Below are 13,413 nucleotides of genomic sequence, written 5' to 3' on the forward strand. Positions count from 1 at the left end.
CTCGCAATTGAGGGCTCTTGCGCTTGAACTAGTGATCAAGCGGCAGCAACAACACTGACCTTTTGAGCCGTAGCGTGGCTTGGTGATTCGTTTCTTACGTGGGGATGCAGCAAGGGGAGGCGAGATATGGTCAAGCGAGTTCGGATTACCGCAGGTGATCTGACAGATCACGACATCGGAACAAACGACGTTTTGGTCGGCGCTGCGGACGTGATCAACTTGCTATATGGGGATGCCGGTGGAAGCCTGCTCGATCACGCTATTGGAGGAAATGACACTTTTACCGGCGGCACGAACTCGACGAACTTTTTCGTTGGCGATGCGCGTCGAGACATGTCCGATCACGCGAGAGGTGGTGCCGACACATTCAGCGGTGGGGCGGACTCGATCAACACGTTGATCGGTGACGCGGGCGGAAACATGTCCGATCACGCCACCGGTGGCGATGACACCTTTTCGGGTGGCGACAGCCACTTCCAACAGCCTCCTTCCACGAACATCGCCTACGGTGATGCCTACGACAGTATGTCTGGCCACGCTCGGGGCGGTAACGACACTTACATGTCTGGGATTTTGGCCACCAATACGTTCTATGGCGACGCTGGCGGCAGCATGTCCGACCACGCAAGCGGCGGCCAAGACACATTCACTACAGGCCCTGCGCTGAGTGGGTATAGCGGGACCCCGACCACATTCTTCGGTGACGCCGGCGAAAACATGTCTGGGCACGCAAAAGGGGGCGACGACACGCTAACAACGAATGGCCATAGCAACACCATCCATTATTACGGCGACGCCGGCGGAAACATGTCCGACCGGGCTCAGGGCGGCAACGACGCGTTTACAACGCGCGGCATTCAAGACAACTACTTCTTTTATGGCGACGCCGGCGGCAATTTGTCTGGTCATGCTTCGGGTGGTGACGATACCTTGAGTTTTCTTCCCCACCCTGGCGGCGCGATGAACGACTTCAGCTATTTCTACGGCGATGCCGGCGGCGACATGCTGGAATTCGCGCATGGCGGCAACGACACGATGGACAGCGCTGCAAACGATTTCGGAAGAGCTACCTTCTTTGGTGACGCCGGCGGAAATATGCGGGATCATTCGGTCGGTGGCGATGACAAATTCGTGGGTGGCCCCAGCGCGTCTTTATGCTTGGCTTATGGTGATGCACTGACAATGTCCGGCGATGCGTCCGGCGGCAACGATACGCTTATAGCGGACAGGGTTTTTTCTGGTGGTTACAGCACTTTAGTTGGCGATGCGCAGACTATGGCCGACAGAGCCCACGGCGGCAATGACAAGCTGATCAGCGGCACCGGAAACGACGACATGTGGGGCGACGCTCAAGTAATGCTCGGCCTCGCGAAAGGAGGAAACGACTACTTCGCCTTCAATTTAAACAGCGGTCACGACAAGATCGAGGATTTTGGTCAGGGCCTCTCAAACTTGGGAACCGACCACATCGATGTTTCGGCACTAGGCATCGTGAACTTCAGCGGTCTGACCATCTCAGCATTCGATCTGACGACACACGAGAGCACAATCACATTCAGTGCAGGTAATGATGTCGTGGTGCACAGCGAGGAAGCGCTCAGGCCACAGGATTTCATTTTCGCGCCGCATGACCTCTTGATCTAAAGGGGAAACAGGCTCGCCTTGATTCAAGATCGAGGGCGCGCGCCGGGGCCTCGCGAAGGCCCAGGAGTGAGCATCCCCGCTGTTCCTGATTTAACGTTTTTCTGAGACAGCAGCGTGTTTCAGCGCCCCGGATTGATCGCCCAGCAGTCGATCCCGATCCTGCAGGTGCAGAGCTTCATCTCATTCCCACGGCGCCCAGTTCGTCCATTAAGGAACTGGTTACAAGTCAATGTCATCATTGTGTATTACGCCGCCATTTGCGGCGAGCATTCTGAGAACGGCTTAATACTTCGACACGCCCGGTTGGCGGTCTCTTTCAGGAGAGGCCCAATGTTTAAGGGCTTAACGGCGGCAGTTGTGGCGCTGATTAGTACAGCGCAACTGGATCGATACCTAACCAACGGGCGGTACACCGACGCGGCCACAGATGTGCTGCGGCAAATCAGGTTCGCTGAAGTGGCTAGGGCTGATCGTTGGGTCCCATTTGACGGCCACTGCGCACGAGTTTCGGAGGCGCGTTGTTTTAGACGAACTCAGAGCGCGGGATTGAATCGTGTAATCAATATCGGCGCGCTTCAAAATCAGCTTGGTAGTAGTGTTGAATAAGGCGGGGAGTGAAGGTGGCGAGTGCAATTGAGCTGATCGTGGAGGGTTACGTTTCCCTCAGGGACCAAGCCGCGCTTGATGAGCTTCGGACGCAGCGCCGCACACTTGTCGCAGATCTCAATGCTTGTACCGGGATCGACTGCACGAGTACGATCCAACAGATCGAGAAAGATATCATCGTGATCGAGGCTGGGCTGGCGCACCTGGTTGGTGCGGCGAAGACCTAACCAAGCTGCGAACGTAATAGCCCTGTCCATGAACGGCTGACCTGATTTCGTCGCTGACCTTGAGAACTCGTTTCCTGCTCCTGCGCCACTTATGTACGGAGTAAAGCACTGGTACGGGCGAGCCTGAACTTAGAACGAGCAAGTCGCGCTTGTGATTGCGATAGACATCGAACATCTTTCGCCCCGCTGATCATATTGAACTAAGAATGAAATACGCTTCCATCATTTCGTTCGACGAGCTTAGCGTCTCGAATGGCCGTGCGGGTTGTAAATCTGCAACGCCTGCGGCTTTTGCTTCCCGCGTTCCGGATTTGGAACGAACTAAATTGTAGGCCTGAACCATCGCCAAGCAGATTATCTTATTCTTGTAACCTGAACCTTTTCGCCGTCATCCACGTTGACGATTTCATCGTCGCAAACAATTACATCAGATACAGCCAACCAAAGCGACGACGTGGGCGTATCTGTCGGGTCTATCTTCCACATACTGCCGTCCTCTAGCTTCAAAATCTGCCCATCAGCTAGGACTTCTTGTATCCAATGTCCGTCATCGCAGGCGCATGCAGGCGTGGTCGCGATAGCGCCTATGACTGCTACGGCGCAGAGCGGCACCAGCCTGATCTTCATTCGGAGTTTCTCCCTCAAGCTCCCGCCGGTCCTTGCGCGATGTCGATCACGTGCCGATCAGTGCCAACCGTAATGACGATAGTGTACGTCTTCGGTCCTCCGCTCTCACTTGCAACTGGTGGCGCCAGATGCAATTGCCCGCCGTACCATTCACCCGGCATCAAGGTGTTGTCCTTAATGACCGCTTGCTCCAATGCCGCCATGTTGCGCTGCCCCGTCTCGACTGTGGCGGCGATCATCGCTTCGTTTTGAACGGCCGCATTGTTCTGCGCGATCACAGCCGCAGTGGGGCTGTAGAACGTTCCGGTGCGTCCGCTGGGGGTGGTGTAGCTGCCATGACCAGCGTTCGCGGCGCTGTAAGCGTTGGCACCCGCGGCCAAGCCAGTGAGGAGGGCGGCGGCAACCTGCCGGTTTCGCTCCTCTTGGACCAGCATCTCGTAGGTCACGACCTTCATCTCGAAATCAGAGGCTGCGGCGTGCTGGACAGCCTCGACTTGCCCGACGCGGAAGTCGACCGGCTGCTTGCTTAGATTGTTGATGCCGACGACAAACACCGGCCGTCCGTTCGCTTGCATTTGACGCGACGCTGGTCGCACCAGGACGAGCGAGCTCTTTTGTGTGGAGACGAGGGCGGGCTGCCCGTCTCGCATGAGGGCCTGCTGCTGCGGATTTGACGCTCGGAAAGAAACCGTCTCGCCGGTCGACATACAGCCGCCCAAGAGGGTGCAAAGCGCTAAAATACCCAAACTACGCATAGAGGATCCCCCGACCCGACAAGCGCATCAAAACGCAACTGTCGCGCGAGATCAAGGGGCGGCACCAGTTTCGAAATCGATCGCTGTTGAAGGTCAAGGCCCGTCCAGGGTGCTGGTCGGCGAGAGCTAACCCTTCCACCTTGAGGCACGTTATGCAGGGCCCAGGACACAGCCGCCTTGCACGCGTGGGGTTAGCGCGCGTGCGAATCGAGCAGCATGGCTCTGAGCTATGATCTACGATCCTTCTATCAGTCGGGAACAAGTGGCAATCTGGCGCATTCCTTCTTTGCTCCGGTGTACCCCAAGAGCCCCCCTGAAGCCGGAGCAGACCCCAACGGCCTCAGCTGCCGCCCAGCTGAGGCCGCCCCTTTTGTCCCGAAGGGTCACGGCAGGGCGGGGATGCTCAGAGGCGCTTCTGAGACGCAAATTGGGGTGGACTGCCGCTCGCGAAGTTCGGCCTGACATCGGCTCCACGGTTGCCGCATCCGCCGCACACGAAGCGCGGCTCGACATCAGACAGGCGAATGTCGTCAGGCCAGCGATCGGCGCTGACAGCAAGGTTATGGCCGCAGTGGCAATAGACCAGGACGCCGCGCAGCCCCATCTCGCGCATCTCGCCAAAGGTGATCTTCATGGGACGGCCGTCAACGTGCGTGGGCGTGTGGCGTCGAGGAGAACGAGACATGCCGCCATCAAAGCGGCATTGTAAGCAGCTCGCAAATTATCGATTCCTGGTGGCTCGGGACTCGCGCGAGCTACGGCCGCTAGTAGGTGTGGACAGACTGAAATCCCCGGTCCGCTACCCGGGGATTTTCGAGCGTGCAGGGCATCAAGGGGGCCGCCTTCCTCGGTCGCCGACGAGGCGCCCTGAAATGCCTATTTTCATAGGGTCTGCGTGCGGCCTGCCGACGCTTGGGCTAGGGTGGTAGCCCGCAGCATGAATTTGCGCTTGAGGGGGCGGAGATCGCCCCATAGGGCGCCGGCCACGGACTTGCCAGTTCCAGGACCTCGCTGCCGCGGTCGTGGACCAGTCTGGACCACGCCGACGCCGCGGCCGAGCGGCGGCATGCTACTTCACCTCCTTGATGCGAAGGGCGCCGTTCTTTTCGTCGTAGGCCCCAGCTGCTTTTCGCGCAAGATCGGCCTGAGCCTGAACGAGCTCGGGACTCGCGGGGAATTCTTTGACTGCCATGGGTATCGACGATCCGTTGAGAAGCCTCCTCAACCCGTGCAGGATCTCAAGCTGTGCCTGCTCGCGCTCAACCGCTCCTTGAGGATGGTAAATGCCTCGCCGCAGTTGCTCGCGTGTGAGTGAAAAGCCGAGCGCAGTCGACATGGCGGCCAGTAGGTCGACGACCTTGTCTTCGCATCGCTGATTCCATGCAGCGATTGCTGCCTGGTCCGCGCCGGGTCCAGCACCATGTGTTAATTCGCCCAGAAATTCGTGCCAAGCATCTATGACTTTGCGGTCCTTCGCTGCGGATATGCGCCCAGGCAGAAATTCAATATCGATCAGGTTCAGCGCCTTCACGAATTCGGGAGATATCCGCGTCGCGCGATTCGCCATCAGGGCGACGAAAATCGCTTCCCTTCGCTTCTTGCGATCTCCAGCCCTCTCGATGAACTTCTGTGTCTGAACGGCCAAAATTGGCCCGACCAGAGTTGCAAAAACTACCCACCATTCGACAGGCATCACACCTCTCCGTGATTCGGAAATGCGAGGAGGATGACACGTTGGGAGCGCGCTCGATCGAGGCCTCCCGCTTATCCCACCTATTCACAGCCAGTGGATAGCCGCGGCTTAGCCTTTGACCCGCCGCGACTCAGGCGCGGCCTTCCGCATTGCGACTGCGTTCCTTAGCAAAGCCAGCGATAAAGCCCCCAACCGGCCAGCAGCACGGCTGCAATCACAAACTCAATTCGCCGCGGGCGGCTCACATGGTCGCTCCGTCATCGCCGCGCCCTGGATACCAATTCTTTCTGAAGCGCAAAGGCAGCTTGAACAACGGGATTGAGCGGGTTCTGCGCGCAGTAATTGTCAATCCAAGCGTAATAAGCAACTGACTGTGGTTTGGGTGCAAGAAAATCGGGTTCGTCGCTGACGAGGTTATAAGCGGAGAAAAATCCATCTAGCCAAGCCTGAAGTTGAAGCTCAGCAGATTTGTTGTCCTTCGATCGAGATTGTTGCCACTCGGCACAGCTTACCATGCCCGCGCCGTAGGTTATCTTGCCTTCGGCGGCCCGCACGGAATCTGCCCAGACCATTGACCCGAGGGCGAGTAATCCCGCTATGGGCGATGCCAGCCCAAAAAAGCATCTCATGGGCGCTTCACCTTCAGCCCGATCTCGGCAAGTCGACGGATGGCCGTGGCCCTAGTTGGCAGGTCTGGCTGCTTACGGCGCCAATCATCGATTTCCGCCAGCATCTCGTCGTGACACCGAACACCAATGGTAGTGCCGCGGCCGGTCGCGGGCCGACCACGGCTCTTTTTGGCTAGCCTTTTTTCTTGACGTTCCATAAATAATGGCTAGCATAAATTCGCGAGCCGACCAAGAGGTGGAAGCTCCTGGCCGGCTCTAACCCCGATCAAGAGAGGCAGTTACCCCATGACCGAAGCTGACCGCGTGCGTAGCACGCCACACCTAGACTCGTCCTCAAACAATGTCGCCAGGGCGACAACCATTGATCCCGTCGAGACCTCATCTCGACGCCGATTCCTTGCCCAAGCTGCGGCCGTCACCGCTGGAGGTGTCGCCCTTGGCGCGGCACTTCCGCTGCCCGGATCGGCCAAGGGCGCCGATCTGGCAACGGATCCGATGTTTGCCGCAATCGAGGCCCACAAGGCCGCCCGCGCCATGACATCGACATGGCTCGCCCGTTACTGCGAACTTGAAACCTTGCTGCCGCAGGAAAAGCGTCGCTCCTCCATCTGCGCCTGGGGAGAGACCATCGTCGCGACGGATGACCCTCGCTGGATCGAGGCGGAACGAAAGGTTGACCTAACCAGCGATGCGGAGTTCGACGCAGCATACGCACTCCTGGAAGTCGTCCCCACCACAAGAGAGGGCTTGTTTGCCCTCCTCAAGCACGCCATCGCGCCCGAAGCTGACCTCCACAGCTGGCCGGAGTACTGGAACAGCGACTTGCTGGAGTACCTCTCGGAGGTGCTGCCGCAACTCTGGCAGGAGGGGAGGGTCTGATGAATAAACATCAACATCTTGAGGAGATCGACCGAAGCCTCGCCGACATTCAGGTGATGGGACAAGTCGCGATCCGAGCAGCGCAGAATCTCCAGCTCTGTGAAGACGATTCCGGCTGCTACCGTCTGCCAGAGCAGGAGACGTCGATACTGTTGTTCAGCGTTCACGACGTCCTGGACCGGATCGGGAAACTGAGGGCCAACCTGGAGGCGGGGCCGGACGCTGGGACGGTCGACGAGGCGGACATCCCCGAGGGCGGCATCAACAAGAACCAGACCCGGCAACCGGACACGGACTTTCTGTACGAACTTCGGCACATGGCCATTCTCGGCATTCGAGTGCTGGAAGGGATGGACGAGCAATTCCACCTATCCCACGCAGAATCATCCGAGGCGCTGGCCTTCTGCCTGCACGACATGATCGAACGCATCGACAGGCTGGAGCACACCGCGGGGCGGGACTGATCCGCATCCCCCTATCCCATGACAAGGCCCGGCCTAGCGCCGGGCTTTTTTCATGGGCGCCGACGACGCAGGTAGGCACCAAAGGCTGCGATAATTCGGGATCCATTCTCAAGGCAATCAGTTGGACCGAAATGCGCATCCAGGCGATGACATGGGCAGCAGGCTCGCTGACCGTCCTCGGTCTTCTGATCTCCGCATGCGCAAGTCACCAGTCATCTTCAGCGAGCCCGTCCGGGGCACCGTGGGCTCGCGATCTCAATGAGAGGCCGCCAAGTCGGGAGCCAGTCGATCGAGGGATAGTCCCAGAGGTGAAGTCTGACCTAAAGGCGACGAGAGACAAAGTACCGCGCTAGGGAGGCGGCTTCCATCCCGCGCTCTTATAAGACCTGGTCTGCGTCGCCAGGCACCACATCCGCGGACAACAGGGACGAAGCCAGTAAACAGGTTCGCGCTATAGCTCGCGCTCCATCGCGGGATGCCTCCGGTTCTTTATCTTGATCCAATGCTTCTGGCGCCCTCCGCGGTACGGCCGATCGCGGTGCTTGGAAACGAGCCCCTCAAGCCCCATCCGGCAGGCCGCTTGAAATAGGTCGGGCCCGATCTCGCCGCGTTCGAACGGCGCCACGCTGATCCCGTCGGGGCGGTGAGCCAATAGCTGCTCAAGGCTCGCCTTCCGCATATGAAGGGGTAGGGAACGGAGATCATCGCCGCCCGTCGCGAGAATATCGAAGGCGTAAAGCTGCACTTCGTGATCGTATCGCCGGCTATGCAGCGCGTTGAAGTCGCTAATGCCGTCCACCCCGAGGATCACAGCCTCGCCATCGATCACAAAGCGCTTCTGTCCGTTCTTCAGCGCCGCCTCGGCTATCCATGGGTAGCGCTTGGTCCAATCGGTGCCGTTGCGCGAGAGGAGACGCACGCGCTCGTTCTCCCGGATGACCAGCATTCGGTAGCCGTCGTGCTTTACTTCATGGATCCAGTCGGGCCCGTTCGGCACCTGCTTGCCGGTGGTAGCCAGGCAAAGCTCGTACGCCATAAGCATGGTCCAAAAGATAGGACTTTTCGCTGGCTTTACGAGTCAGGAACAAGTGGCAAATTGACGGATTGGCTTTCTGCTCCGGCGTCCCCAAAGGCCCCCCTGAAGCCGGGCCTGTCTTCTAAAAACAGAGTGGGCCCGGTGTGCCTAGGAGGCCGGGCCCATAACCTCAACGGCGGGCTGGCTTGCCGCTCGGTTACATTTGCGGTTTTAGACGACGTGAGCACGTCCGCTTTGCGAAAAGTCAAAGACCGTCTAGTGCCGCGGCCATCAGCAGTCGGCTTGCACTTAATCTATATTACAGCAGACGCGAGTTTCATTTTCGGAACTCGCGAAATGATTCGCTTTGCCGGTTTTTCCCGATTAGGCTCATGTCACCGGGGCTGGCTTCATACTTCACTTAGAACTTTTCACCCGGATCGTTTGACCTACGCGGGCCGCAGCGAATGAACCTCCGCTGCGGCCTTCGTGTGCCCAGCCTCAATTCATCTTGCGCTTTAGTTTCTCGATGAACTTGTGCTGTTCCTCGATGTCCTCGCGGACCATCTGGCGAATCTCCTCAGCGCGATCTAGATCGGGCGGCGGGATTGGCTTCTCTGGCTGTTCCTTGGAGATCATTGGTCCAGTTTAAAGCGTGGTGGCCTTGGCGCCAACTGAGGCGGCCTTAGAAAAGACTGATCGCCAGCCCGGCGAGGAAGATCACGAAGCCAGCGGCCGCGATCCAAAGGCAGACGCGAGCTTGGAACGCGTAGGCCTGGACCTGAGGGTCTTCGATCATCATGGCGCCAGCTCAGCGCCGGGCGTCCGCAGCCACTCGCTCATGTGCAGGCCGGTTTCGCACTGCTCAGCTTTTCGTAGCAGCGTTTGCCGCTCGATACCTGCGGCGGCCTTCTTGGCCTTCTCACGAAGCCGCTCAGCCTCTGCGGCGAGACGGGCTTTCAATGGTTGCGATTGTTTGAAACGACGCCGATGCTTCGCCATGGCGCGCTCCTTTCATTTAGAGGAAGGCGGGAGCGCGTGATGGGCGTTCTCGTCACAGATAAAAGCCACGGTCCGTTCTGTGATGTTCCGTATTGTGCGCCGAGTGGGAAAGGTTAGTGAGTCCTTTGTTTCCCCATAGGCGCGGAACTCATTGGGAACCGCTCAAAGTGCTCAAGTTGCTAATTAGGCCACTGCATATTTTCAAACTAGGCCACTAAGTCGGAAACAGACCAGCGATCTAGGGCGATATGGTGCCCGCAGTTGGCAGTAGACCAGGACGCCGCGCAGCCCCAATCTCGCGCATCTCGCCAATTACCGGCAAAACGTTCGGCTCAGACCGAAACCGGAGGTCGGTACTGGCGTTGGGCACAATGGATGACGAAGAGCTCAAGGCCCACAGTGAACAAGCCCTTGTCGTGGTGACCCTCAGTACGGCAACGCTGATCGCGTGCGTCACCCTCTTGGTTTCGCAACTGTAAGGCCGCCTCAGTTGGCGGCCGCTTTCGCAAATTGCGGTGGCTTGCCGCTCGCGAAGTCCGGCCTGACATCGGCTCCGCGGCTGCCGCAACCGGCGCAGACGAAGCGTGGCTCGATATCGGAAAGCCGGACCTCATCAGCCCAGCGATCGGCCGGCAGCCGGAGGCTATGGCTGCACCGATAGTCGGCGCAAAAGACGAGGACGCCCCGCAGCCCCATCTCGCGCATCTCGCCGAACGTGATCTTGAGCGGCCGGCCGTTGGGGTGCGTGGGTGTGTGGCGTCGAGGAGGGCGAGGCATGCCGGCATCGAAGCGCAGCGCCGCCGAGAGTTCAATTTATCAATCTTTGGGAATCGGAAAGCGCTCTGAAGAGCCTATTTTCACAGGGTCTGCGGAGGGCGGAATGAACGCCAGTTTTAGGTCTCCGTAAGGCAGCGCGGCGGCCAGCGCCGGATGCTCACCGTAATTCAGGGCGGAAAACCTTAGACCTAAGTCTAAACCTGTATTTGCAAAGATTTAGGCCACCCGCAGGCCGGGTGGTCTATCACGGCAATTTGTCTACTTGAATTTGAACCAATGAAGCGTATAGTAATTCTACTATGGAGATGAAGGGTGGTCAAACCCTCGAAGCCAAAACGCCCAAAGAGCATCCATTTCCTTGGAACTAGTCGTAAGGATGTAAAGTCCCTTCCGAAGGGCGCAAGAGCCGTTTTCGGCTTTGCGTTCCTTCTAGCCGAGAACGGGATGAGGCATCCAGATGCGAAGCCCCTAACTGGGTTTGGGGGCGCGGGCGTCGTAGAGGTCGTGGAGGACTTAGATGGAGACGCGTACCGGGCCGTCTACACCGTAAAGTTCGGTAGCATGGTTTATGTTCTGCACGCCTTCAAAAAGAAATCCAAGGTGGGATCGAAAACGCCTCCGCGCGATATGGAGATGATCGTTAAGCGGCTAAAGGAAGCTGAGGAGCACTACAAAAAGAACTACGCGCCAAAAAAGAAGTCATGAGAGTCGAGGTGGAGAGATGGCGAAGAAAGCAAGAATAACACAGAGCAGCGGGAACATTTTTGCCGATTTGGGGCTCGACCTTCCCGAAGAGCACAATGTGAAGGCCCACCTCGTAATTCTTATTACCAAGATGATCGAGGCTCAGGGCCTCACTCAGGCACAGGCAGCCGCCGCAATGGGGCTACGCCAACCCGATGTTTCCAAGCTCCTTAGAGGGCGCTTTGAGGGAATTTCCCTTGAACGACTTTTCAAGTTCGTGCGGGCTCTAGGGTCCGACATCGAAATTAAGGTCAAACCAAGCAAGCCAAAACACGAAGGTCGCATCCTAGTTGCGGCATGACATCAAAGCCCGGCCTAGTGCCGGGCTTTTCATTTTTGAATGAGGGCCGGCAATCCCTTGAATCCGGAGGCGAGACACCTTAGGCGAGAACCTTGTGTGACCTTTCCTCTGCGGCTTTGGCACTCTGCCTTTGCTTTGCCAAGGTTTGTCCCAAGTTTCTTAACGACTGGCATTCCCCCGCGCGGCCAGCGGGGTAAGCGCGAAACAGATTTTGCCTCTTCGTCGGGCCTCGGTTTCGCAAAAAATAGCGAACCACTCGCGCTGTGGCCTGGCCGGCCGAGCGCCCGACGAAGGAAGTCTGTAGGGACCGATGCCCCGTTTCCACGTCATCCCCGGCGATGTGCCGCGCGAGTACGCCGCGCGCCGGCTGGGGCTGTCGCTGGAAGACTTCGACAAGGCCCTCCCGAACCTCATCGTGCGCGGCTTCCCCAAGCCAGATCCTGACACCGGCAATATCGACCTTGAGGCGATCGACGCATGGCGGCGGCGCCGGCATCCGCATCTGTTCACTGCCGGTGGCGAGTTTGGTCCCATCGATGCCTCTACGGTTGCCAAAGATCGCATTGAAGCGATGAGGCAGCGCAAGCCATGAGCAAGCGCACCATCAGGCACTATTCGGTTCGCCGCAACGGCCGCGGCTTTTGGGAGCCGACAAAGAAGATGCGCGATCTCGGATTTGCGAACGTGCCGTGCGGTGTCGATGGACCGTCAGCATGGGCGATTGCCGAGCAGTGGAATAGACGGTGGGACGCGACCCGGACGGGGGCGGCTCCTGCGCCGGCAATGGTCGCCGCGAGCAATCTCTCGATCGATCGGAGCGAAGAGCTGACGGTCTATCCACCCCGATCGCTTGGCGAAGCCTTCCGTCGATATCGACAGACCGAGGAATGGCGCCGAAAGGCGCCTCGGACGCGAGAGGATTGGTGGCGAGGCTGGAAGCGAATCAAGCCGATCTTCGGAGATTGTGATCCAAAGACGGTGCGGCTCGACGATCTGTCCACTTGGCGCCAGGCGATTGAGGAAGACGTCTCGCTCCGCGAGGCCCATCGCGCCCTCAAGATCTGGCGTGCGATGTGGAAAGTCGCGGCGGCGCTCGGCTATTGCGTCCGCGACAATGATCCGTCGCTGGCAGTGCGCAACTCGGCTGCCAAGGGCCGATCGGCAACCTGGCACGAGGGCGAGGCTGCGCGGCTCGCCAAGCGCGCTTGGCGAATGGGCTTCCACGGCCTGGCCGCGGTGATCGGGGTTGCGTGGGATACGCAGCTCAGCCCTGGCGACGTTCGCGGGCTGAGGGCATCGCAGATGGCCAGGGTTGACCAGCGTCAGCTTTGTTTCACCGAACGCGGTAAGACGGGCGTCCCGGTCGGCGGCGTCCTCAGCGCCCGCTCTCTGCGGCTCCTGGCGGCCTATCTGGAAAAGCTGGGGATCGAGCTGACCAGGGACGCTTACATTTTTCGCAACCGGTCCGGCCAGCCCTACAGCAAGGACACCCTTGGAGACGACTTCAGGACCGTCAGGGCGGCCGAATTCGGCCCCTTGGAGCGACGGATGCTCGGGCACGATTTCCGCCGCTCGGGCGCCGTAGAGGCGATCACCGGTAAGGCCGAGCCGGCCGCCCTTGCCCATGCGATGGGCAATACCCTGGACGCCTCGAACGCGCTGTTCGCGACCTATGTCCCGGTCAACATTGCGACGATTCAGGCGGTATTTGAGGCTCGAAAGCAGGGCCGGAGGGTGCTTCGGTGACTGAACGAAACAGGCGCAAAAGTTGGAACGCGCCGGCCATGAAAGTTGGAACGGCAAGAAGCTGCGGCGGGAGAGGATCTAGAAGTGTTTGAGATTGTTGCCAAAAGTGGCGCGAGAGACGGGGCTCGAACCCGCGACCTCCGGCGTGACAGGCCGGCGCTCTAACCAACTGAGCTACTCCCGCGTGGTTCGCTCGACGCGCGCGGAACGAGGGGGGACTTAAAGGCGGGGCTTGGTGAAGTCAAGGACGTTGCGCGTTGCCAGTCTGTCCCGGCCAAGCATTGCTTTGGAAAAAAAAACGGCC

Annotated in this window: 17 protein-coding genes and 1 tRNA gene; 8 read left to right on the top strand and 10 right to left on the bottom strand. The window is 58.9% G+C overall.

All coding sequences use genetic code 11. The annotated features are described in order from the left end of the window. The first annotated feature begins 126 nt into the window (after positions 1 to 126). Positions 127 to 1,644: a calcium-binding protein gene (locus tag XH87_RS35295; RefSeq protein ID WP_271590748.1), complete on the top strand. Its 1,518-nt coding sequence runs from the start codon at positions 127 to 129 to the stop codon at positions 1,642 to 1,644. Positions 1,645 to 2,264: 620 nt separating this feature from the next. Further along, positions 2,265 to 2,477 carry a hypothetical protein gene (locus XH87_RS35300; protein WP_271590749.1) on the top strand — a complete coding sequence of 71 codons (213 nt, stop codon included), beginning with the start codon at positions 2,265 to 2,267 and terminating at the stop codon, positions 2,475 to 2,477. Here XH87_RS35300 and XH87_RS35305 read toward each other — a convergent pair. From XH87_RS35305 to XH87_RS35330, 6 genes are all read right to left on the bottom strand, one after another. Further along, a complete protein-coding gene (locus tag XH87_RS35305; RefSeq protein ID WP_271590750.1) occupies positions 2,425 to 2,652 on the bottom strand; it encodes a hypothetical protein in 228 nt (75 codons plus the stop codon). The two genes, XH87_RS35300 and XH87_RS35305, sit on opposite strands and share 53 nt — an antisense overlap. A gap of 179 nt (positions 2,653 to 2,831) precedes the next feature. Continuing rightward, positions 2,832 to 3,104 carry a hypothetical protein gene (locus XH87_RS35310; protein ID WP_271590751.1) on the bottom strand — a complete coding sequence of 91 codons (273 nt, stop codon included), beginning with the start codon at positions 3,102 to 3,104 and terminating at the stop codon, positions 2,832 to 2,834. Between the two features lie 14 nt (positions 3,105 to 3,118). Beyond that, the gene (locus XH87_RS35315) at positions 3,119 to 3,859 is read right to left on the bottom strand and encodes a hypothetical protein (protein ID WP_271590752.1); all 741 of its coding nucleotides are present in this window, start codon (positions 3,857 to 3,859) and stop codon (positions 3,119 to 3,121) included. A 403-nt stretch (positions 3,860 to 4,262) separates the two neighbouring features. Continuing rightward, on the bottom strand, positions 4,263 to 4,544 hold the full coding sequence (locus XH87_RS35320; RefSeq protein ID WP_035715040.1) for a hypothetical protein: 282 nt from the start codon (positions 4,542 to 4,544) through the stop codon (positions 4,263 to 4,265). A 384-nt stretch (positions 4,545 to 4,928) separates the two neighbouring features. Continuing rightward, a complete protein-coding gene (locus tag XH87_RS35325; protein ID WP_271590753.1) occupies positions 4,929 to 5,552 on the bottom strand; it encodes a DUF6680 family protein in 624 nt (207 codons plus the stop codon). A gap of 257 nt (positions 5,553 to 5,809) precedes the next feature. Next, positions 5,810 to 6,181: a hypothetical protein gene (locus XH87_RS35330; RefSeq protein WP_271590754.1), complete on the bottom strand. Its 372-nt coding sequence runs from the start codon at positions 6,179 to 6,181 to the stop codon at positions 5,810 to 5,812. A gap of 285 nt (positions 6,182 to 6,466) precedes the next feature. Here XH87_RS35330 and XH87_RS35335 point away from each other — a divergent pair, with 285 nt between their 5' ends. Together XH87_RS35335 and XH87_RS35340 are read left to right on the top strand one after the other, a co-directional pair. Next, complete coding sequence (locus tag XH87_RS35335; protein ID WP_271590755.1) at positions 6,467 to 7,060, top strand: twin-arginine translocation signal domain-containing protein; 594 nt, start codon at positions 6,467 to 6,469, stop codon at positions 7,058 to 7,060. Further along, positions 7,060 to 7,524, top strand: a complete 465-nt coding sequence (locus XH87_RS35340; protein ID WP_271590756.1) for a hypothetical protein — start codon at positions 7,060 to 7,062, stop codon at positions 7,522 to 7,524. Before XH87_RS35335 ends, XH87_RS35340 begins: the two co-directional genes overlap by 1 nt. Before the next feature lie 451 nt (positions 7,525 to 7,975). On the opposite strand, the gene XH87_RS35345 is transcribed toward XH87_RS35340, so the two are convergent. From XH87_RS35345 to XH87_RS35355, 3 genes are all read right to left on the bottom strand, one after another. Then, on the bottom strand, positions 7,976 to 8,560 hold the full coding sequence (locus XH87_RS35345; RefSeq protein ID WP_442868333.1) for an ATP-dependent DNA ligase: 585 nt from the start codon (positions 8,558 to 8,560) through the stop codon (positions 7,976 to 7,978). A gap of 480 nt (positions 8,561 to 9,040) precedes the next feature. Next, entirely contained in the window at positions 9,041 to 9,178 is a 138-nt protein-coding gene (locus tag XH87_RS35350) for a hypothetical protein (RefSeq protein WP_271590758.1), read from the bottom strand. Between the two features lie 159 nt (positions 9,179 to 9,337). Continuing rightward, positions 9,338 to 9,541 carry a hypothetical protein gene (locus tag XH87_RS35355; protein WP_271590759.1) on the bottom strand — a complete coding sequence of 68 codons (204 nt, stop codon included), beginning with the start codon at positions 9,539 to 9,541 and terminating at the stop codon, positions 9,338 to 9,340. A 1,089-nt stretch (positions 9,542 to 10,630) separates the two neighbouring features. Between XH87_RS35355 and XH87_RS35365 the strand changes: the two genes are divergently transcribed. From XH87_RS35365 to XH87_RS35380, 4 genes are all read left to right on the top strand, one after another. Further along, positions 10,631 to 11,023 (top strand): type II toxin-antitoxin system RelE/ParE family toxin, encoded by a 393-nt coding sequence (locus XH87_RS35365; RefSeq protein WP_271590761.1) that lies wholly within the window; start codon positions 10,631 to 10,633, stop codon positions 11,021 to 11,023. 16 nt (positions 11,024 to 11,039) lie between these two features. Continuing rightward, complete coding sequence (locus XH87_RS35370) at positions 11,040 to 11,363, top strand: helix-turn-helix domain-containing protein (protein WP_271590762.1); 324 nt, start codon at positions 11,040 to 11,042, stop codon at positions 11,361 to 11,363. A 310-nt stretch (positions 11,364 to 11,673) separates the two neighbouring features. After that, complete coding sequence (locus XH87_RS35375; protein ID WP_271590763.1) at positions 11,674 to 11,955, top strand: hypothetical protein; 282 nt, start codon at positions 11,674 to 11,676, stop codon at positions 11,953 to 11,955. A 386-nt stretch (positions 11,956 to 12,341) separates the two neighbouring features. Then, positions 12,342 to 13,109 carry a tyrosine-type recombinase/integrase gene (locus XH87_RS35380; protein ID WP_271590764.1) on the top strand — a complete coding sequence of 256 codons (768 nt, stop codon included), beginning with the start codon at positions 12,342 to 12,344 and terminating at the stop codon, positions 13,107 to 13,109. A gap of 107 nt (positions 13,110 to 13,216) precedes the next feature. On the opposite strand, the gene XH87_RS35385 is transcribed toward XH87_RS35380, so the two are convergent. After that, a tRNA-Asp gene (locus XH87_RS35385) sits at positions 13,217 to 13,293 on the bottom strand. Positions 13,294 to 13,413 lie beyond the last annotated feature (120 nt).

The sequence above is a fragment of the Bradyrhizobium sp. CCBAU 53415 genome (assembly GCF_028128735.1).
Lineage (GTDB): Bacteria > Pseudomonadota > Alphaproteobacteria > Rhizobiales > Xanthobacteraceae > Bradyrhizobium.

Bases quoted from the DNA above. Each gene is read 5' to 3' on its own strand.
- XH87_RS35295 (WP_271590748.1), top strand. From the start codon at position 127: ATGGTCAAGCGAGTTCGGATTACCGCAGGTGATCTGACAGATCACGAC.
- XH87_RS35305 (WP_271590750.1), bottom strand. From the start codon at position 2,652: ATGTTCGATGTCTATCGCAATCACAAGCGCGACTTGCTCGTTCTAAGT.
- XH87_RS35310 (WP_271590751.1), bottom strand. From the start codon at position 3,104: ATGAAGATCAGGCTGGTGCCGCTCTGCGCCGTAGCAGTCATAGGCGCT.
- XH87_RS35315 (WP_271590752.1), bottom strand. From the start codon at position 3,859: ATGCGTAGTTTGGGTATTTTAGCGCTTTGCACCCTCTTGGGCGGCTGT.
- XH87_RS35320 (WP_035715040.1), bottom strand. From the start codon at position 4,544: ATGTCTCGTTCTCCTCGACGCCACACGCCCACGCACGTTGACGGCCGT.
- XH87_RS35325 (WP_271590753.1), bottom strand. From the start codon at position 5,552: ATGCCTGTCGAATGGTGGGTAGTTTTTGCAACTCTGGTCGGGCCAATT.
- XH87_RS35330 (WP_271590754.1), bottom strand. From the start codon at position 6,181: ATGAGATGCTTTTTTGGGCTGGCATCGCCCATAGCGGGATTACTCGCC.
- XH87_RS35335 (WP_271590755.1), top strand. From the start codon at position 6,467: ATGACCGAAGCTGACCGCGTGCGTAGCACGCCACACCTAGACTCGTCC.
- XH87_RS35340 (WP_271590756.1), top strand. From the start codon at position 7,060: ATGAATAAACATCAACATCTTGAGGAGATCGACCGAAGCCTCGCCGAC.
- XH87_RS35345 (WP_442868333.1), bottom strand. From the start codon at position 8,560: ATGGCGTACGAGCTTTGCCTGGCTACCACCGGCAAGCAGGTGCCGAAC.
- XH87_RS35350 (WP_271590758.1), bottom strand. From the start codon at position 9,178: ATGATCTCCAAGGAACAGCCAGAGAAGCCAATCCCGCCGCCCGATCTA.
- XH87_RS35355 (WP_271590759.1), bottom strand. From the start codon at position 9,541: ATGGCGAAGCATCGGCGTCGTTTCAAACAATCGCAACCATTGAAAGCC.
- XH87_RS35370 (WP_271590762.1), top strand. From the start codon at position 11,040: ATGGCGAAGAAAGCAAGAATAACACAGAGCAGCGGGAACATTTTTGCC.
- XH87_RS35375 (WP_271590763.1), top strand. From the start codon at position 11,674: ATGCCCCGTTTCCACGTCATCCCCGGCGATGTGCCGCGCGAGTACGCC.